The following is an 18,758-nucleotide window of genomic DNA, read 5'->3' as shown; positions in this document are numbered from 1 at the left end:
CGGCGACCATCGCGAGCGCCGGATCCGCGGTGCGGTGCGCCCCGCGGATCCGGCTCCAGGTGCCCCGGCGACCCGTCAGCTGCGGTTGCGGTAGAGCCGCATCGTGATCGGCGCGAGGACCGCGGTGAGGACGACTGACGCGACGAGGACCCAGACGATCCCCTCCGTCGCGGGCTCTCCCGCCATGAGGCCGCGGACCGCGGTCACGAGGTGCGTGACGGGGTTGACGTCCACGAACCGCTGCAGCACGACGGGCATCGTCGACGGGTCGACGAAGATGTTCGACGCGAACGTCAGCGGCATGAGCACGAGCATCGACGTGCCCATCACGGCGTTGGGGGAGCGCAGCACGAGCCCGAGCGCCGTGAACACCCAGCTCAGCGCGAACGCGAACACGAGCAGCAGCACGATCCCGAGGACCACCCCCACGACGCCGCCCGGCGGGCGGAAGCCCAGCACGAGGCCGAGCGCGAGGGTCACGACCGACGCGATCGTGTAGCGGACGGTGTCGCCGAGCAGCGCTCCGACGATCGGGGCAGGCCGCCACACCGGCAGCGACCGGAACCGGTCGAACACGCCCTTGCTGATGTCCGTGTTCATCGTGTACCCGGTGTAGATCGTCGTGAAGAGCACCGCCTGCACCAGGATGCCGGGCAGCAGGAACTGCAGGTAGCTCTGCACGTCCCCGGCGAGCGCGCCACCGAACAGGTACGTGAACATGAGCGTGAAGATGATCGGCGAGACCGTGACGTCGAAGAGCTGCTCCGGCACGTGCTTGATCTTGAGCAGCGCGCGCCACGTGTAGGTGAAGGTCGCGGACACGGGCGAGGGGCGCGAGGGCCGCTGCTCGAGCGCGACCGCGGCCCGCAGCGCGTTCGCCTCCGGCGCGCGCAGCTCCGCGGCGGTGATGGTGGGGTCCGCGGCCATCAGGCCACCTCCTCGGTCGTCTCGTCGTCGTCCATGGGCTGGCCTGTCAGCGCGAGGAACACCTCGTCGAGGCTCGGCTGGCCGAGCGTGAACTCGGGGACCACGATGCCCTCGTCCCCGAGCGCGGGCAGGATGCGCGCGACGTCCGCGGCGCCGTCGTCGGGCACGCGCGCGGTGAACGCGTACGGGTCGTTCGCGAGCGTGATCTCCGTGCCCAGCAGCACCCCGACGACCTCCGCCGCGCGGCCCCGCTGCGTCGCGTCCGCGAGCCGCACCTGGACCGCACCTTCGCCCACGGAGCGCTTGAGCTCCGTCGCGGTGCCCTCGGCGATGACCTTCCCGTGGTCGATCACGGCGATCCGGTCGGCGAGCTGGTCCGCCTCCTCCAGGTACTGCGTCGTCAGCAGGACCGTCGCGCCGTCCGCGACGAGCACGCGCACGATGTCCCACACCTGGTTGCGGCTGCGCGGGTCGAGCCCGGTGGTCGGCTCGTCGAGGAAGATGACGCGCGGGCTCATCACGAGGCTCGCCGCGAGGTCGATCCGGCGCCGCATGCCGCCCGAGTACGTCTTCACCTGGCGGTCGCCCGCGTCCCCGAGGCCGAACGCCTCCAGAAGCTCCGCCGAGCGCCCGCGTGCCGTGCCGCCCAGGAACCCGTAGAGCCGCGCGAGCATCACGAGGTTCTCCGTCCCCGTGAGGTCCTCGTCCACCGACGCGTACTGGCCCGTGAGCCCGACGACGGAGCGCACCTTGTCGGCGTCGTGCACCACGTCGTGGCCCAGCACGCGCGCCGTCCCCGCGTCGGGGCGCAGGAGCGTCGCGAGCATGCGGACCGCTGTCGTCTTGCCCGCGCCGTTCGGCCCGAGCACGCCGAACACGGTGCCCTCCGGGATGAGCAGGTCGATGCCGTCGACCGCCTTGGTCACGGACTTCCCGGTCGTGAAGTGCTTGACGAGGCCGCGTGCCTCGACGGCGAGGTCGCCGCGTGCAGTGTCGGTCATGTCCCCTCCGCGGGTGGTCGTTCGCCGGAGCCGGCGAGCCGCCCGGCTCTCCGGGCCACCCACCCACCGACCGTCGGGGTCGGCAGAACTCATCGGTCGCGCACGTCTTCCATCCTGCGCCGCGGAGTGTGGTTGCGCGAAGTAGAGCCTCCGGTCGCGAGGTAGAACCCGTGGGGCTCTACCTCGCGACCGGAGGCTCTATCTCGCGGGTCGGAACCCTCTACCGCGCGGCGGCCTCCGCCGCGGCGAGGAGGACGCACGTCGCGACGCCGTCCATGGCGACGCGGACCTCCTCGATCGGAGGGAGGGTCGGGGCGAGGCGCAGGACCTTGTCCTCGGGGTCCTTGCCGTAGGGGAACGGCGCGCCGGCGGGCGTGAGGGCGATGCCGGCGGCCTTCGCGAGCTCGACGACGTGCGACGCGGTGCCGGGGACGACCTCGAGGCTGACGAAGTAGCCGCCCTTGGGCTCGGTCCACGACGCGACGCCGGTGCTGTCGAGGCGCTCGGCGAGGATGCTCGTCACGGCGTCGAACTTGGGCGCGATGATGTCGCGGTGCTTGCGCATGTGCGCGCGCACGCCGTCGGCGTCGCCGAAGAACAGCGCGTGGCGGAGCTGGTTGACCTTGTCCGGGCCGATGGACTGCACGGACAGGTGCTTCTTGTACCAGGCGACGTTCGCGGGCGACGACGCGAGGAAGGCGACGCCCGCACCGGCGAAGGTGATCTTCGACGTCGAGGCGTAGAGGATCACGCGGTCGGGGTGCCCGGCCTCGGCGGCGAGCGAGAGCGCGTCGGCGCTCCGGACCTCGTCGTCGGTGAGGTGGTGCAGCGCGTACGCGTTGTCCCAGAGGATGCGGAAGTCGGGGGCGGCGGCGGGCACGGACACGAGCGCGCGCGCGACGTCCTCGGCGACGACCGACCCGTCGGGGTTCGCGTAGGTCGGCACGACCCACATGCCCTTGATGGTGGGGTCGTTCGCGACGAGCTCGGCGACGGCGGCGGCGTCGGGGCCCTCGGCCGTCACAGGCACGGTGACCATCTCGATGCCGAGCGCCTCGCACACGGAGAAGTGGCGGTCGTAGCCGGGCACGGGGCAGATCCAGCGGACCTTCTCCTCGCGGCCCCACGGGCGCTCGGAGCCGGGGACGCCGAAGAGGGTCGCGTACGCGAGCGTGTCGTACATGAGCGTGAGGCTCGCGTTGCCGCCCGCGAGGAGCTGCGCGACGGGCACGCCGAGCAGCTCGGCGAAGATCTCCCGGAGCTGCGGGAGGCCGTCGAGGCCGCCGTAGTTGCGGACGTCGGTGCCGTCGGCGTCGGTGTGCACGCCCTCGCCCGGGAGCGCGAGCAGGGCCTCGGAGAGGTCGAGCTGCTCGGCCGAGGGCTTGCCGCGCGTGAGGTCCAGCTTCAGTCCCAGGGCCTGCAGGTCGGCGTACGCGCGACGCAGGTCGTCCAGGGACGACGCGAGGGTGGTGGTACCGGGTGCGGGGTGCTCGGGCGTGGTCACCCTCCGGACTCTACCGACCCCGCGCAAGGCCCGTGAGCGCGTCCTCCAGGGCGGACAGCCCGGTCTCGAGGTCGTCGGCGGAGATGGTCAGCGGGGGAGCGAGGCGGATGGTCGAACCGTGCGTGTCCTTGGCGAGGACGCCGCGCGCGAGCAGCGCCTCGCACAGGTCACGACCCGTCCCGCGCGCGGGGTCGAGGTCGAGCCCCGCCCACAGCCCGAGGCCGCGGACGTCGTCGAGCAGGCCGGCCTCCACGAACCCGGCGAGCCGCCCGTGGAACCGGGCGCCGAGCTCGCGCGCCCGGCGCTGCGGCTCGCCGCTCGCCAAGAGGTCCACGACCGCGAGCGCCACCGCGCACGCGAGCGGGTTGCCGCCGAACGTGCTGCCGTGCGTGCCCGGGGTGAGCACCTCCAGCACGTCGCGGCGGCCCACCACCGCGGACACGGGCAGGATCCCGCCGCCGAGCGCCTTGCCGAGCGTCACGAGGTCGGGGCGCACGCCCCACGTCTCGACCGCGAGCGTCGTGCCGGCGCGGCCGAGCCCGGACTGGATCTCGTCGGCGACGAGCAGCACGTCCCGCTCGGCCGTGAGGGCACGCAGGCGCGGCCAGTAGTCGGCGGGCGGCACGACGACGCCCGACTCGCCCTGGACCGGTTCCAGCAGGACGGCGACGGTGGTCTCGTCGATCGCGGCGGCGACCGCGTCGGCGTCGCCGTACGGCACGAGCCGGAAGCCGGGCGTGTACGGGTCGAACCCGCGGCGCGCGTCCTCGTCGTCGGAGAAGGACACGATCGTCGTCGTGCGGCCGTGGAAGTTCCCGGAGCCGACGACGATCGTCGCCTCTCCGGGGCGCACGCCCTTGACGTCGTACCCCCACTTGCGCGCGGTCTTGACCGCGGTCTCGACGGCCTCGGCGCCGGTGTTCATCGGGAGCACCAGGGAGCCCGTCCCTCCGGTGGTGAGCGGCCCGACGAGCGCGGCGAGCGCGGTGGCGAACGGCTGCAGGAGGTCGTGGTCGAAGGCGCGTGACGTGAGCGTGACGCGCCCGAGCTGGTGGGTCGCGGCGGCGACGAGCGCGGGGTGCCGGTGCCCGAAGTTGAGGGCCGAGTAGCCCGCGAGGAAGTCGAGGTAGCGGCGCCCGTCGACGTCGGTGACCCACGACCCCTCGGCGGTCGCGACCGTCACGGGCAGCGGGTGGTAGTTGTGCGCGAGCGCGTCGCGCGGGCCGTCGTCCGCCGCCCCGGCGACCGGGCGGACGTCCTGCGCGGTCACGACGCGCTCCCCGTCGTGGACCGCGACCCGGGCGTCAGCTCGCGGATCTCCAACGTGCAGCACTTGGCGCCGCCGCCTCCGCGCAGCAGCTCGGACGTGTCGACGGCGATCGTCTCGTAGCCGCGCTCCCGCAGCGCGGCGGCGAGCCCCTCGGCGCGCGGGGCGTGCACGACGTGCGCCCCGTCGCTCACCGCGTTGAGGCCGAGCACGACGGCGTCCTCCTCGGTCGCGAGGAGCGCGTCGGGGTAGCGCTCGCGGAGCACCTCCTGCGCCGCGGGCGAGAACGCGGGCGGGTAGTAGACGACGTCCACGGGCGGCGGGCCGGTGAGGCCGGGGTGGGCGTCGCCGTCGGGCACCTGGGCACCGGGGGCCGAGCCGGATCCTCCGCGCAGCACGGTGAGCGCGGTGTCGAGGTGGTAGAAGCGCGGGTCGACGAGCTCGAGCGTCACGACCTCGCGCCCCCACAGCGCGGCGGCCTCGGCGTGCGCGGCGCGCTCGGTGCGGAAGCCCGTCCCGGCGAGCACGACGTCGCCCGCCACGAGGAGGTCGCCCTCGCCCTCGTTGACGTGCTCGGCGAGGTGGGTGACGTAGCCGTGGTCGGCGAACCACTTGAGGTAGGCGGGGCCCTCGGGGCCGCGCTCGGGGTGGGCGAAGCGCGCGGAGTAGACGAGGCCGTCGACGACGGTCGCGCCGTTCGCGGCGTAGACCATGTCCGGCAGGCCTGGGACGGGATCGATCGTCTCGACGGCGTGGCCGAGGTCGCGGTAGGTGTCGCGCAGGCGCTCCCACTGGGCGACCGCGAGCGGGGTGTCGACCGGGGTGCGCCGGTCCATCCACGGGTTGATCTCGTAGCTCACGGTGAAGTACGTGGGCCGGCACATGAGGTAGTGCCGGGGCTGGCCTGGGCGCATCGCCGCCTCCTCGCGGGAGCCGGGCCCGCCGGGGTGGTGCGGCCCGGGTGGTGGCCGGACGAGGGTTGGCGTCCGGTGGTGCTGGTGGGCTGCCGGTTGGCTGCTGGATGCCAGCGTACGTCCGCCGCCCGCGCGCGTCCTGGGGCGACGCGCTCGTGCATAGGGTGTTGACATCGATAGTCTAGCGATATATCGTTACCGTATCGCTGAGCCGAGACGCGGCTCGCGACCACCGCGAGGCCGCACCGGCCCGCCACCGCTCCGCGGATCACCCGGAGCCCCACGAACACAGGAGACACATCCCATGAGCTACACACACCAGCACCGGGGCAGGACCCCGGACAACGTCCAGAACATGTCCCAGCCGTTCGGCGAGCGTCCCGGGCCGCGCCCGGACCGCCGTCGTCGCGACGGCTTCCCGCCCGTGCCCGACGACGCGGCCTGGTTCCGCGGCGACGGTCCCCGAGGTCGGGGCGGCGCGCGCCGCGGCGGTGGCCGCGGGTTCGGCGGCCCGGCCGACGGCGGACGGGGCTTCGTTCCCGGCGGGCCGGCCGACGACCGGCGAGGGTTCGGCCCGGGCTTCGGGCCGGGCGGACCCGGCGGTCCCGGGTTCGGCCCGGGCCACGGCGGCCGTCGTCACGGCGGTCGGGGTCGCGGTCCCGGTCGCGCCGGCCGCGGCGACGTCCGCGCCGCCGTCCTGCTGCTCCTCGCGGAGCAGCCCATGCACGGCTACCAGGTCATCCAGGAGATCGCCGAGCGGAGCGAGGGCCAGTGGCGCCCGAGCCCCGGCGCGGTCTACCCGGCGCTGAACCTGCTCCAGGACGAGGGGCTCGTCGAGCTCTCGGCCGACGGCGGGCGCCGCCTCGCGACGCTCACCGAGGCGGGCACCGCGTACGTCGCGGAGCACGCGGCCGAGCTGGGCGACCCGTTCGCCGACGCCGCCGGTCGCGGCGGGCGCTCGCGGCGCGAGCTGCGCGCGGGCGTCGAGGCCGTCGCCGCGGCGGTCCACCAGGTCGCCCGCACGGGTACCGACGAGCAGGCGCAGGCCGCGGCGGAGCTCCTCGAGCGCACGCGCCGCGAGCTCTACCTGATCCTCGCGGGCCCGGCGGTGCCGGACGCCTCGGCGCCGAGCGACGACCCCGCGCCGTCGGGCGCCGCGGTCGAGGACGCTCCCGTCGCGGACGCCCCGGCCGAGGACGAGCCCACGGCCTGACCCTCGCCGCACCCCGCCGAACCCGGGGTTGCCGGCCACCCGCAGCCAGGGGTGGCCGGCAACCCCGGGTTCGGCGTCTCTGCGTCCGCCGACCCGGTGGGCGTTCAGTCCTCGCCCGGGCCGAACGCCGCGAGGAACGTGTCCACGCCGTCGTCGATCGTGCCGCGCAGCTCGCCCGGGTCGAGCACGCGCGACCCGTACCCGCTCGTGACGAGCGCGTCGTCGGCCACGAGCGCGAGGAGCTGGCGGGCCGCGCGACGCGGGTCGCGCACGCGCAGCCGCCCCGCGGTCGCGAGCTGGGCGAGCTTGCCCGCGAGCCGGTCGATCGTGCGTTCCCGGCTGCCCCGGCTCACCTCGTCGACGACCTCGGGGAACCGCGCGCGCTCGCCGAGCTGGAGCCGGATCACGGCGGCCCCGTCGTCGTGCGTCACGCAGCCGACGAGGGCGTCGCCGAGCCGCGTCAGCTCGCCGCGCAGGTCGTCGCCGTCGAGGTCGATCGCGTCGATCACGGTGTCGACCCGCTCGTTCGCGCGCCGCGCGCCGCGGCGCAGGGTCTCCTCGAACAGCGTGGCCTTGTCGCCGAAGTGGCTGTAGACGGTCGGCTTCGCGACGCCCGCGACCCGCGCGATCTCGTCGATGTTGCCGCCGTCGTAGCCGTCGCGGGAGAACACCTCGAGCGCGGCGTCGAGCATCGCCTCGCGGCGGTCGGTGCGGGGCTGGACGGTGACCATGACCCGATCCTACCGGGGGGTTGTGCAGACTGAACTCGTGCGTATAGTGAACGCATGAGTTCAGTAGAGACTACCGACGAGTTCACCGCCCGCCGCGGCGCGACGAGCTCCAGCGCCGGCATCGTGCTCCTCACCGCGGGCGGGGTGCTGGCCCTGCTCGCCACGACGGTCGTCGGGGCCACGGTCCCCGCGCTGTCGGCCGAGCTCGGCGCGGGAGCGTCGGTCCACTGGGTCACGACGGCGTACCTCCTCGCGACCGCCGTCGCGATCCCGCTCGGGGGGTGGGCGAGCCTGCGGTTCGGGGTGCGCGCCACGTGGCTCACGGGCCTCGCGGTGTTCGTCGTCGGGGCGACGGCGGCGGCGCTCGCCCCCGACCTGGGGACGCTCGTCGTCGCGCGCGGGGTCCAGGGACTCGGGGGCGGCGCGCTCGAGCCGCTCATGCTCACCGCCGTCGCGCGCGCCGCGGGCCCGGCGCGGATGGGCCGGGTCATGGGCGTCGTCGCTGCCGCGATGTCGATCGGCCCGCTCGCCGGGCCGGTGCTCGGCGGCGTCGCCGCGGACACCGTGGGCTGGCGGTGGTCGCTCGGGCTCATCGCCGTGCTCGGGGTGGTCGTGCTCGTCGGGTCGGTCGTGGCGGTCCGCGACGCCGAGCGGACGCCGGTCCGGCTCGACGTGGTCGGCCTCGCGCTCCTCGCCACCGCGACGTCGACCGCGCTCGTCGCGCTCTCCCGCGGGGCCGCGGCCGGTGTCGACGGCGGGCTCGTCGCGTTCGTCGTCGTGTCGGCGCTGGGCTTCGTCGCCTTCGTGCTCGTCGCCCGGCGTCGCGGGGCGGCGGCGATCGTCGACCTCGGCACGTTCCGGTACCCGGGGTTCGCCCCGGGCATCGTCATCATGGCGCTGCTCGGCCTGTCGATCTACCCGCTGTTCTTCGGCCTGCCGCAGTACCTCGTGAGCGTCGCCGGGCTCTCGGCGTCCGTCGCGGGCGCGATGCTCGTGCCGTACGCCGTCGGGACGCTCGTCGCGATGCCCGTCGCGGGTCGGTTGAGCGACCGGCTCGGCGCGCCCCGCCCGGTCGCGGCGGGCGCGGTCGTCGCCCTGGTCGGAGCGGTCCTCCTCGTCACGAGCGGACCTTCGACCCCGTTCGCGGTGTTCGTCCTCGCGTCCCTCGCGATCGGGCTGGGCCTCGGCTCGATCGGCAGCCCGACCGTCTCCGCGGTCTACCGCGCGCTGCCGGTCCCGCTCGTCCCCTCGGGCAGCACCGTGCTCTTCATCGGCAACCAGCTCGGCGGGGCGCTGGGGGTCGCCGTCCTGGCGGCGATCCTCGCTGCGGCCGGCGGCTCCGGCGCCGGAGGGTGGCCCGCTGCCGCGGGCGCCACGCCGTTCTGGCTCGCCGTCGTCGCCGCAGCGCTCGTGGCCGTGCTCGCCCCTGCGCTCCGCGCGCCGGCGGTCTCACCGACTTCCGGTGCTGCCGCGTGAGCGCCCGGCACGACGGCGGGACGCACCCGAGCGGCGGGCGGACAGACGGTCCTCGAGGCGTCGCAGCGACACGTGCATCATCACGCGCAGCGCGAGCCCGACGAGCGGTGCGGTCACCGCGCGGGGGACCGGTCCGGCGAGGTACGCCTCCTCCCACCACACGACGCGGCAGCGACCGCGGCCGAGCGGGACGACGTCGAACCCCGCGTCGCCGAGCAGGACAGGACCGAGCTTGTGCACCCGCGTGCTCCCGGTCGGGCCCGCCGCGACGGACGGGCGGTCGAGCGACTCGACCACCATGCGGTCGGTGAAGCCTCGCCCCGTGCGCCCGACGCGCGGCCCGCTCACCATCGTGAAGCGGTCGCCGACCTCCGGGCCGCGGGCCGCGGGGGTCGCCAGGACGGTGAGCGGGATCCAGCGCGGGTGCGTGCGCGGGTCGGCGACCCACGCGAACGCGACGGACGCGTCGACGTCGAGCTCGCGTGCCACGGCGACCCGCCGCACGGCTCGGCCCGGGCGCGTCACTCCGCGTCGCGCGCGGGGGAGTGGTCCCGCCGCCCGCGCCCGGGCAGGAGGCGACGGCGGCGCCGAGGGCTCGCCGCGTCGTCGGGCACGGGGACGAGCCGCGGCGGCGCGTCCTCGACCGGTGACTCGACGACCTCCAGCAGACGCCCGAACACCGACGGCGGCGGCCCGAACGCGCGCCGGGACTGGCCGATCACGCCGTGCCCGAGCGCTCGCGCCCCGGCGACGCCCACGACCGCCCCGATGCCGAACGGGACGAGGCGGCCGATCGCGAGGCCGGACTGCTTGGCGAGCTGGGTGCGCAGGAAGCGGTTGCCGAGCGCCTTGTTCACCTTGACGAGCGTCCCGGCGGGCATGCTCGTGAGCAGGACCTTGCCCCACGCGAGTCCGGAGCCCTGGGTGGCGCGCTCGACGTCGCGGGCGCCCTTCTCGCCGAGCACGGTCGCGAGGAGGAGGGCGCGGCGGCGCGCGACGTCGTCCACGGCGATCCCGTGCACGTCCGCCACCGCGAGCGCGAACGCGGCCGACGACGCGAAGAAGGTCGCGATGTCGCTCGACGTCAGCGCGATCCCCACGCCGGTGCCCACCGACGGGATGGCTGCGGCCGCGCCCACGGCGCCGCCCGCGGCCTGGATGACGAGCAGGTACTCGCGCTCGAGGATCCGCACGACCTGCGCGGGGCTCGCCTCCGGGTTCCGGCGGCGCACGCCGTCCACGTGCGCCCGGATCACGTGGGACGGGATCGTCACGGCCTTGTCGAGCGCCGCGTCGAGCAGCGGCGTGGGCCGGTAGGCGGCCCAGTCCGTCGCGTCGACGGGCGCGTCCTGCGGGGCCCGGACGCCGCGGCGACCGCGCCGCGCGACGGCGTCCGACGGGGGAGTCCCCTGGGGGTCCCACGTCCCGTAGTCCGGCGTACCGGACGGCTGCTCGTGCGCCATCACGCCTCCCGTCGTCGGTCGGGCCTCACGGCCCGGTCGTCACTCGACGCTGCCGCCCGGCTGCTGGAACACCGTGTGCACGGTCGCGCCGGCCTTGATCGTCCGTCCCACTGTGCAGGTCTTCTCGATCGCCCGCTCGGCGACCGTGAGCAGGCGCTCGCGCGCCTCGTCGTCGAGCGAGGACAGGTCGATCTCGAACCGCTCCGTGATCTCGGGGTAGCGGTCCTCGGGCAGGTCCTTGACGCCCTCGGCGTGGATCGTCACCGCGTAGTCGTCGCCGAGGCGGCGCGCGAACGTGCGGTCCGAGCTCATGCCCGCGCACGCGGCCAGCGCGATCTTCAGCAGCTCGCCCGGCGTGAACACCGCGCCCTCGCTCGCGGGCCCGATGAGCACCTGCGCGCCGCGCGCGGAGTGGCCCGTGTACGTGCGCACGCCCGTGCGCTCGACCCACAGGGCGTCCGTGGGCGACGGCGACGACGGGGCGATCTCGTCGGTGCCCGTCTGCGGCGTGGTGGCTGGCTCGGTCGTCATGCGTCGATCCTCGCACTCGTGCGGTGCCGGTGCGCTCGTCGCCCACCGGTCGGTCGCCCGGAGAACGCGGACGGCGGGCGCGTGATCCCCGTGGCTCTCCCCGTTCTCCGGCGCCTCTCGGTGCAGCCGTCCGGGGCCGGCGGTCGGGGCGGGCCGTCGGACCCGGACGGCGGTCTCAGGCCGCGCGCAGAGGTTCTTGCGCGGCGGGTTCCGGTACCTGTCGCGCCGGCGTGGTGGTGACGCTCGCGGTGGCGGCGGTCGCCGTCGCCCCGGCGACGAACGCCTCGCGCGGGCGCTGCACCGCGGCGAGCGAGACGACGTCGCGCCCGAACAGCGCGCCCGTCGCCCACACGGCGACCACGCGGGCCGTGCGCTCCCAGGTCGGGATCGCGAGCACGTGGTACCCGCGGTGCATGAGCCACGCGAGGCGCCCGCGCACGACGATCCGCCGGTACTCGAACACGCCCGAGCCGAGGCCGAGCGTCGCGACGACCCCGAGGCTGCCGTGCACGTAGGGATGCGTGGCCCGACCGCGCCGGGCCGCGACGAGGTTGCGGGCCAGGAGCCGGCCCTGCCGCACGGCGTGCTGCGCGTTAGGGACCGTGAGCGCGCCCGGCCGCGGGACCGCCAGGTCGGGGACGGCGGCGCCGTCGCCCGCGGCCCACGCGTCGGGGACCGTGTCGTCCACGGTGCCGACCCGCAGATCGGGCCGGGTGACGAGGTAGCCGCGCGCGTCCACGGGCAGGTCCGTGTGCGTCGCGACGACGGGGTTCGCCGCGTTGCCCGCCGTCCACACGAGCAGCCCCGTGGCGAACGACTCGCCGGTCGAGAGCGTCACGACCCCACCCTCGGCGGACACGAGCCCGGCCTCCAGGTGCACGTGCGCGCCCCGGCGCTCGAGCTCGCGCACGACCCACCGCCCCGGGCGTTCGGTCACCTCCGGCAGGAGGCGCGGGTTGCGCTCGACGAGGTGGAACCGCAGCTCCGCCGGGTCGATCTCGGGGTAGACGCGCGTGAGGTCGTGCGCGAGCGACAGGAGCTCGGCGAACCCCTCGACGCCCGAGAACCCGCCACCGACGAACGTCACCGTGAGCAGCCGCTCGCGCTCCGGCCCGACGGGCAGGCTCGCGGCGCGGTCGAACGACGTGAGCAGGCGGTCGCGGATCGCGACGGCCTCCTCGACGTGCTTCATGCCGATCGCGTGCTCGGCGACGCCCGGCACGGGGAACACGCGCGTCACGGCGCCCGCGGTCACGACGACCGTGTCGTACGTCAGGTCGTACGGTTCGCCCGAGCGCGGCCGCACGACGACCGTGCGGCGTGCGTGGTCCACGCGCTCGACCGTCCCGTCCACCAGGCGGGTCCGGCGCAGGTGGCTGCGGTGCGCGACGGCGGCGTGCCGCGCCTCGACCGAGCCCGCGACCACCTCCGGCAGGAACGGCTGGTACGTCATGTACGGGCGCGGGTCGACCAGGACCACCTCGACCTCGCCGCGGCGCAGCTCGCGCCGCAGGCGCTGCTCGAGCTCCCGGGCCGCCGTGAACCCTGCGTAGCCCCCACCGACGACGACGATGCGTTCCATCACTGCCTCCTGGTTGCCCACGAGCGTCCGTCCGGCGCTCTACCCGTACGACCGACCGGAGGCGCTCCGCGTGACATGACGTGCGTCACCCCGCCGACGTGCGCCCGCGGCCGTGCGCGGGCGAGGTCGGGACAGGCCGGTGGCGGTGTTTGACCCGCCCCGCGGCGACGACCCACACTGACGACCGTGGCCCCCGACGCAACCTCCCCGACCCTCGCCGTCGTGACCGAGGGCGAGCGTGCGCCGTCGGGCAGCCCTGCCGGGCCGGTCCCGACCCCGTACGAGGACCTCCTGCGCGACGTCCTGGCGCACGGCACCCCCAAGGGCGACCGCACCGGGACGGGCACGCGCAGCGTGTTCGGGCGGCAGCTCCGCTACGACCTGTCGCAGGGCTTCCCGCTCGTCACGACCAAGCGCGTCCACCTCCGGTCGATCGCGTACGAGCTCCTGTGGTTCCTGCGCGGCGACTCGAACGTGCGCTGGCTCCAGGAGCGCGGCGTGAGCATCTGGGACGAGTGGGCCGACGCCGACGGCGAGCTCGGCCCGGTGTACGGCGTGCAGTGGCGCTCGTGGCCGACGCCGGACGGCCGCCACGTGGACCAGGTCGCCCAGGTGATCGAGCAGATCCGGTCCAACCCGGACTCGCGCCGCCACATCGTCTCCGCGTGGAACGTCGCGGAGATCGAGGACATGGCCCTGCCGCCGTGCCACGCGTTCTTCCAGTTCTACGTGGCCGACGGGAAGCTGTCGTGCCAGCTCTACCAGCGCTCGGCCGACCTGTTCCTCGGAGTGCCGTTCAACATCGCGTCGTACGCGCTGCTCGTCCACATGGTCGCGGCGCAGACCGGGCTCGAGGTCGGCGACTTCGTGTGGACCGGCGGCGACGTGCACATCTACGACAACCACGTCGAGCAGGTGCGCGAGCAGCTCACGCGCGACCCGTACCCCTACCCGACCCTGCGCCTCGCGCCGCGCGACTCGATCGACGCGTACGAGTACGAGGACATCGAGGTCGTCGGGTACCAGCACCACCCGACGATCAAGGCCCCGATCGCGGTCTGACGGCGGTGGGGGAGGAGGCGCCCGCCGAGCCGACGCTCGGGCTGGTCTGGGCACAGGCGCGCGACGCCGCGGGGCGGCCGGTCATCGGCGCGGGCGGCGCCATGCCGTGGCACCTGCCCGAGGACCTCGCCCACTTCCGGCGCGTCACGTCGGGCCACCCCGTCGTCATGGGACGCCGCACGTGGGACTCGCTCCCGCCCCGGTTCCGCCCCCTGCCGGGGCGGACGAACGTCGTCGTGACGCGGCAGGCCGGGTGGTCGCCGGCGGAGCCGTCGCCGCGCGTCGGTGCGTCCGGCGGTGCGGTGCCCGACGGCGGTCGCCCGGCGGCCGAGGGCGGCGCGCCCGTGCGCGTGGCCGGGTCGGTCACCGAGGCGCTCGCAGCCGCCCGCGCGGCGGCGCGCGACACCGGGTCGGGCGAGGTGTGGGTCATGGGCGGCGCGCAGCTCTACGCGGCGACTGTCGCGCTCGCGGACCGGTGCGTCGTCACGGAGATCGACGCCGTCGTCGAGGGCGACACCTTCGCGCCCGAGATCCCCGCCGGGTGGGCCGCGCACCCGGGCGACTGGGCGACGTCGTCCACCGGCCTGCGCTACCGCTTGGTCACGGCGATGCGCCCCTGACTGGTTGTGGGCATGAGATGGGCCCGGTTTCCTCGACGGAACCGGGCCCATCTCATGCCCACAACCCAGTCAGGCGGGGAGGTGTCGGAGGGCGTCGAGGACCAGGTCCCAGAAGCGGGTGTGGTCGAGGGTGACCGCGACCTGGGTGCGGCACTCGTCAGGGGCGGGCTCGTCGCCGCGCAGGTCCGCGACCGTCATGCCGGTGGTCAGCGCGCCGTGGAGCTCGACGTCCAGCGGGGCGCGGCGCGTCGTCATCACCTCCGGGTCGATGACGTACGCCACCGCGCACGGGTCGTGGACGGGCGGGTAGAGGAAGCCCTGCGCGGAGCGGTACGTCGCCCCGTAGAAGTCGAGCAGCTCGCCGACGAACCGCGCGGCGGCGGTGTCGAGCCCGGAGAGCAGGTCGCGCACGTCCGGCGTCGCGACCGCCTGGTGCGTGAGGTCCAGCCCGACCATCGTCACCGGCCACGGCTCGTCCAGCACGACGTGCGCGGCCTCCGGGTCGGCGAGCACGTTGAACTCCGCGACCGGCGTGCGGTTGCCCACGTGGTAGCCGCCGCCCATCATCACCACCTCCCGCACGCGCGGCACGATGCGCGGCTCCTTGCGCGCCGCCATCGCGACGTTCGTCAGGGGTCCGGTCGGCACGAGCGTGATCTCGCCGGGCTCTGCGCCCATGACCGTGTCCACGATGAGGTCCACCGCGTGGCGGCGGTCGACGGCGCGGCGTGGTGAGGGCAGGACCGGCCCGTCCATCCCGGAGTCGCCGTGGATCTCCGGTGCGACGATCCGCGGCCGGACGAGCGGCCGGTCGCACCCGGCCGCGACCGGGGCGTCGATCCCCGCGAGCTCGGCGACGGCGAGCGCGTTGCGCGTGACCTTCTCCAGCGTCTGGTTCCCCGCGACCGTCGTCACGGCCACGAGGTCGACGACCGGGCTGCCGTGCGCGAGCAGCATCGCGATCGCGTCGTCGTGGCCGGGGTCGCAGTCGAGGAGGACGCGTCGTGGCGCGTCGGCACGTCCGGTGGGCATGCGCCCATCCTCGCGTGCGCGCCGCGCGCCGGCCCGACGGTCCCCGTCGGCGCGAGCGCGCTTCGCCTCGGACGGCCGCCGACGGCTAGGCTGTCCCCCGGCCCGTTCCCCGGGGCCGCGCGCCTGTAGCTCAGGGGATAGAGCACCGCTCTCCTAAAGCGGGTGTCGCCAGTTCGAATCTGGCCAGGCGCACCGAGAGTCCGGCACGGGCCGCCCCGGCCGACCGCCACCTCGCACGACCAGACCGGGAGCGAGGTTCCATGAGCCCGTGGGCACTGCTGCGCGACGCGACACGGCGGTCGTACGTGCTGCGCGGCGTCACGGTCCGCGTGCTCGTCCTCGCCGTCGTGCTCTCCGCGGTCACCGTGCCGGTGGTGTCGTGGCTCGCGCGGGCGAGCGCGGCGGCGGCGGGTGTCCAGGCACTGACGCACCAGAACGTGGTCCATGTCCTGACCACCCCCCTGTCGGTGCTGCTGCTCGTGGTGCTCGCCGTGGTCGTCGGCGTCGTGGTCCTCGTGCAGCACGGGGCGTTCGTCGCCGTCGCGTGGAGGGCCGACCAGGGCGAGCCGGTGACGCTGCGCGGAGTCCTGCGCGACCTGGGCCGTGCCGCCCGAGGCCTGCGCAGCCCGCAGCTCGCCCTGTTCCTCGTCTACGCGGTCGTCCTGGTCCCGCTCGGCGGACTCGGGACGGCGGCGCTCCTCGTCCGGGGAGTCGCGATCCCGGACTTCGTCATCGCCGAGCTCCTGAAGTTCCGGGGCGGCCTCCTGGTCTACGTCGCATTCCTGGTGGCGGTGCTGTGGGCGAACCTGCGGCTGGTCCTCACGACGACGTTCCTGGTGGAGGACGGCGGCACGGTCGCGGCCGCGATGCTGGCGAGCTGGCGCGCCACGCGCCGGGCCACCCTGCGGCTGCTCGTCGTGCTGGTGCCCGTCGGGCTCGCCGCCCTCGTCGTCGCGGGGGCTGCGGCCGCCCTCGTCCTGGTCCCGACCCGGGTCGCCGACGCCCAGGCGCCCGGCGCGGCGGCGGTCGTGGCGGGAGTCGGGCTCGCCGTCGTGCAGATGCTGGCAGTCGTTCTCGCGGGCGCGGTCGCGGCGACCGTGGCCCACGTGCTCGTCGCCGTGGCGCGGGAGCGACGGCCCGGGCGCGCGGGGTCCGAGGAGGCCGTGACGACGCCCCTCGTGCCGGTACCCGCGGCCGGGGGCCCCGCCGTCGTCCCGCCCGGCCCGACGCGCGCCCTCCTCGTCGCGGGGGCGGTCCTCGGCGCCCTGGCGCTCGTCGCCACGAACACGCTGGCCGTCTCCCGGGTCACGGAGCACCTGCCCGGCGTCGTCGCCCACCGCGGGCACCCGGCCGCCGCGGTCGAGAACTCGATCCCGTCGCTCGAGGCCGCGGCCGCGCTGGGCGTGGACTACGTCGAGCTGGACGTGCTGCAGGCCTCCGACGGGGGGCTCGTGGTCTTCCACGACACGACGCTGCGCCGCCTCGCCGGGTCGGGGCGCGCGGTCGGGGACCTCACGCTCGACGAGCTCACCGCGACGACGATCCGGCAGGGCGGGCACGAGGCGACGATCCCGTCGCTGCGGGACTTCGTGCGGCGCGCGAAGGAGCTGGACCAGCCGCTCCTCGTCGAGCTGAAGCTCCACGGCAGGGAGACGGCGTCGTACGTGCCCGACGTCGTCGCGCTGCTGCGCGAGGAGGGCGTCGCCGACGAGTACCTCGTCCAGGCGATCTACCCGGACCTCGCCGACGCGGTGAACGCCGCCGCCCCGGAGATCGAGGTGGGGTACGTCGTCCCGCTCGTGCGGGGCGTGCGCGAGGTCCCGGACGTCGACTTCCTCGCCGTGGAGCAGTCCTCGCTCGGCGCCCGGACGCGCGCCGTGGCGCGCGCGGCGGGGGTCGACCTGCTCGTGTGGACCGTGAACGACACCGCGGGGCTGCGGGCCGTGCTGCGCGCGGGCGACGTGGACGCGATCATCACGAGTGCGCCCGAGACCGCGGTGCGGGTGCGGGGCGAGGTCGAGGCGGAGACGGGTGTCGCGCCGCGGCTGGAGCACCAGGTCCGAGAGGCGCTCCGCTGGTGACGTGACCGCCCGACCGCGGTGCTAGGCCGAGGCGCCGGTCGGCGGTCCGGTCGACGGTGTCGGCGTGGGCGCCGTGCCCGCGCTCCCGCCGGTGCCGGTCTCGGCCTCCGAGCCCTCGCCGCTGCCGGTGCCCGTGCCCGTGCCCGGGTCGGGCGTGGTCGAGGGATCGGGGTCCGGGGTCGTCGGTTCCGGCGAAGGCTCCTCGGTGGGGCTCTCGGTGGGGTCCGGGGTCGGGGTGGTGGACGGCTCGTCCGTCGGAGTCGGGTTCGGGGCAGGGTCCTGGGTCGGCACGGTCGACGGGTCCACGGCCGGGCCCGACGGTGCGGGCGTCGCGGGGTCGTCCGTGCCGGCGGAGCGCTCGCGGCTGATCGTCGTCCCCGAGCCCTCCACACCCCGCACGGCGTCGGAGATCGGCTTGCCGATCGCGAGCTCGACCACGAGGACGACGCCCATCACCACGACGAACAGCGCGAGCGCCGAGACCGTCAGGACCCGCCCACGGCCGTAGCGGTCGACGAGCCGCAGCCAGGCGTTCTGCGGCTGCTCCGGCTCCGTGCTCTCCGGGGCCACGGGGTCGCCGTCGGTGGGGAGGGTGCTCGTCGCCTCGGCGTCCGACGCACCGTCCGGATCGGGCGCGGTTGCCGTGTCCGCCACGACCACCGTCCCGCGCGGCACGCTCTCGACGGCGGTCGTGACGGTGGTGGTCGTCGCGCGGTCGCGCGGGGTGCTCCCACCGGTGGTCACCTGCACGACCTTGCCGACGACGGGCACGAGCTGCTCGCGCGTCTTCTGGATCGAGCGCGTGTAGACGTAGTTCGCGACGACGGTGAGGGCGCTCGCGATGCCGGCGCCGATGATCGTGCCGGCGGTCCCGAAGTACGACAGCAGCACCGTGGTGCTCACGGCGGCGAGCGAGCTCGCGACGACCTGCGTGAGAGAGAGCCGGGCGGGGGCCTCGCGCTCCTTCGCGGGCGCGGTCTCCGCGGCGGCACGCCCCGCCTCGCGGCCGGCGTCGTGGGGCGCGGGGCGCGAGGCAGGGGAGTCGTCGTTCTCGGGGCGGGGCGCGGGGGGTGTCGTCACGTGGTGCGGGTTTCCGGTCGTCGGCGGGGCAGGACCACCCGCCGCCACCGGCCGTGGACGACGGCCGCGCGCCAGGGACCGGCGTCGGGCCACGGGCGTCCTCCCACGGTAGGCCGCTCGTGTGGACCTTGCTCAGGGGCGTCGTGCCGGGGGCTCAGAGGAACGGGAGAGATCCTGTGACGCCGCCGGTCGGAGCGCCGCGGTGGTGCGCGCCGGCGCCCGTCGTCGCGCCCGGGTGGCCCGGGGACGGGGCGACGAGGAGGGCGGCCCGACG

General features: G+C 75.3%; 17 protein-coding genes and 1 tRNA gene. 6 read left to right on the top strand and 12 right to left on the bottom strand.

Annotated features, from left to right (window positions below):
- Positions 1 to 75: 75 nt before the first annotated feature.
- From JOE63_RS18085 to ddaH, 5 genes are all read right to left on the bottom strand, one after another.
- On the bottom strand, positions 76 to 927 hold the full coding sequence (locus JOE63_RS18085; RefSeq protein ID WP_087469786.1) for an ABC transporter permease: 852 nt from the start codon (positions 925 to 927) through the stop codon (positions 76 to 78).
- Positions 927 to 1,928, bottom strand: a complete 1,002-nt coding sequence (locus JOE63_RS18080; RefSeq protein WP_087469785.1) for an ATP-binding cassette domain-containing protein — start codon at positions 1,926 to 1,928, stop codon at positions 927 to 929. Before JOE63_RS18080 ends, JOE63_RS18085 begins: the two co-directional genes overlap by 1 nt.
- A gap of 220 nt (positions 1,929 to 2,148) precedes the next feature.
- Complete coding sequence (locus JOE63_RS18075) at positions 2,149 to 3,432, bottom strand: aminotransferase class I/II-fold pyridoxal phosphate-dependent enzyme (RefSeq protein ID WP_204542904.1); 1,284 nt, start codon at positions 3,430 to 3,432, stop codon at positions 2,149 to 2,151.
- A gap of 10 nt (positions 3,433 to 3,442) precedes the next feature.
- Entirely contained in the window at positions 3,443 to 4,702 is a 1,260-nt protein-coding gene (gene rocD, locus JOE63_RS18070; RefSeq protein WP_204542903.1) for an ornithine--oxo-acid transaminase, read from the bottom strand.
- A complete protein-coding gene (gene ddaH, locus JOE63_RS18065; RefSeq protein ID WP_204542901.1) occupies positions 4,699 to 5,613 on the bottom strand; it encodes a dimethylargininase in 915 nt (304 codons plus the stop codon). The genes rocD and ddaH overlap by 4 nt, the downstream gene beginning before the upstream one ends.
- Before the next feature lie 304 nt (positions 5,614 to 5,917).
- On the opposite strand from ddaH, the gene JOE63_RS18060 reads away from it, so the two are divergent.
- Entirely contained in the window at positions 5,918 to 6,826 is a 909-nt protein-coding gene (locus JOE63_RS18060) for a PadR family transcriptional regulator (RefSeq protein ID WP_239576752.1), read from the top strand.
- Between the two features lie 104 nt (positions 6,827 to 6,930).
- Here the strand turns inward: JOE63_RS18060 and JOE63_RS18055 are convergent, their stop codons facing one another.
- Entirely contained in the window at positions 6,931 to 7,557 is a 627-nt protein-coding gene (locus JOE63_RS18055; protein ID WP_204542899.1) for a TetR/AcrR family transcriptional regulator, read from the bottom strand.
- A gap of 54 nt (positions 7,558 to 7,611) precedes the next feature.
- Here JOE63_RS18055 and JOE63_RS18050 point away from each other — a divergent pair, with 54 nt between their 5' ends.
- Complete coding sequence (locus JOE63_RS18050) at positions 7,612 to 9,033, top strand: DHA2 family efflux MFS transporter permease subunit (protein WP_204542897.1); 1,422 nt, start codon at positions 7,612 to 7,614, stop codon at positions 9,031 to 9,033.
- Here JOE63_RS18050 and JOE63_RS18045 read toward each other — a convergent pair.
- The 4 genes from JOE63_RS18045 to JOE63_RS18030 all read right to left on the bottom strand — a co-directional run bounded on the left by JOE63_RS18045 (position 9,007) and on the right by JOE63_RS18030 (position 12,609).
- On the bottom strand, positions 9,007 to 9,522 hold the full coding sequence (locus JOE63_RS18045) for an SRPBCC family protein (RefSeq protein WP_204542895.1): 516 nt from the start codon (positions 9,520 to 9,522) through the stop codon (positions 9,007 to 9,009). The genes JOE63_RS18050 and JOE63_RS18045 overlap by 27 nt on opposite strands.
- A 32-nt stretch (positions 9,523 to 9,554) precedes the next feature.
- Complete coding sequence (locus tag JOE63_RS18040) at positions 9,555 to 10,496, bottom strand: hypothetical protein (protein ID WP_239576751.1); 942 nt, start codon at positions 10,494 to 10,496, stop codon at positions 9,555 to 9,557.
- 39 nt (positions 10,497 to 10,535) lie between these two features.
- Positions 10,536 to 11,027 carry an OsmC family protein gene (locus tag JOE63_RS18035; protein ID WP_087469777.1) on the bottom strand — a complete coding sequence of 164 codons (492 nt, stop codon included), beginning with the start codon at positions 11,025 to 11,027 and terminating at the stop codon, positions 10,536 to 10,538.
- 175 nt (positions 11,028 to 11,202) lie between these two features.
- Complete coding sequence (locus JOE63_RS18030; RefSeq protein ID WP_204542893.1) at positions 11,203 to 12,609, bottom strand: NAD(P)/FAD-dependent oxidoreductase; 1,407 nt, start codon at positions 12,607 to 12,609, stop codon at positions 11,203 to 11,205.
- Positions 12,610 to 12,831: 222 nt separating this feature from the next.
- On the opposite strand from JOE63_RS18030, the gene JOE63_RS18025 reads away from it, so the two are divergent.
- Together JOE63_RS18025 and JOE63_RS18020 are read left to right on the top strand one after the other, a co-directional pair.
- Positions 12,832 to 13,671 (top strand): thymidylate synthase, encoded by an 840-nt coding sequence (locus tag JOE63_RS18025; protein WP_087472512.1) that lies wholly within the window; start codon positions 12,832 to 12,834, stop codon positions 13,669 to 13,671.
- Positions 13,672 to 13,676: 5 nt separating this feature from the next.
- On the top strand, positions 13,677 to 14,291 hold the full coding sequence (locus JOE63_RS18020) for a dihydrofolate reductase (protein WP_204542892.1): 615 nt from the start codon (positions 13,677 to 13,679) through the stop codon (positions 14,289 to 14,291).
- Between the two features lie 69 nt (positions 14,292 to 14,360).
- Here JOE63_RS18020 and uriH read toward each other — a convergent pair whose 3' ends face one another.
- A complete protein-coding gene (gene uriH, locus JOE63_RS18015; protein ID WP_204542891.1) occupies positions 14,361 to 15,323 on the bottom strand; it encodes a uridine-preferring nucleoside hydrolase UriH in 963 nt (320 codons plus the stop codon).
- A 119-nt stretch (positions 15,324 to 15,442) separates the two neighbouring features.
- On the opposite strand from uriH, the gene JOE63_RS18010 reads away from it, so the two are divergent.
- Positions 15,443 to 15,515 (top strand) — tRNA-Arg (locus JOE63_RS18010).
- 68 nt (positions 15,516 to 15,583) lie between these two features.
- On the top strand, positions 15,584 to 17,404 hold the full coding sequence (locus JOE63_RS18005; RefSeq protein WP_204542890.1) for a glycerophosphoryl diester phosphodiesterase membrane domain-containing protein: 1,821 nt from the start codon (positions 15,584 to 15,586) through the stop codon (positions 17,402 to 17,404).
- Between the two features lie 21 nt (positions 17,405 to 17,425).
- On the opposite strand, the gene JOE63_RS18000 is transcribed toward JOE63_RS18005, so the two are convergent.
- Positions 17,426 to 18,484 (bottom strand): hypothetical protein, encoded by a 1,059-nt coding sequence (locus tag JOE63_RS18000; RefSeq protein WP_204542889.1) that lies wholly within the window; start codon positions 18,482 to 18,484, stop codon positions 17,426 to 17,428.
- Between the last annotated feature and the right edge of the window lie 274 nt (positions 18,485 to 18,758).

Source organism: Cellulosimicrobium cellulans (assembly GCF_016907755.1).
Classification (GTDB): Bacteria; Actinomycetota; Actinomycetes; order Actinomycetales; family Cellulomonadaceae; genus Cellulosimicrobium; species Cellulosimicrobium cellulans_D.
Note: the sequence above shows the minus strand (reverse complement) of the source record. Positions and strands in the feature narration are given on the sequence as shown.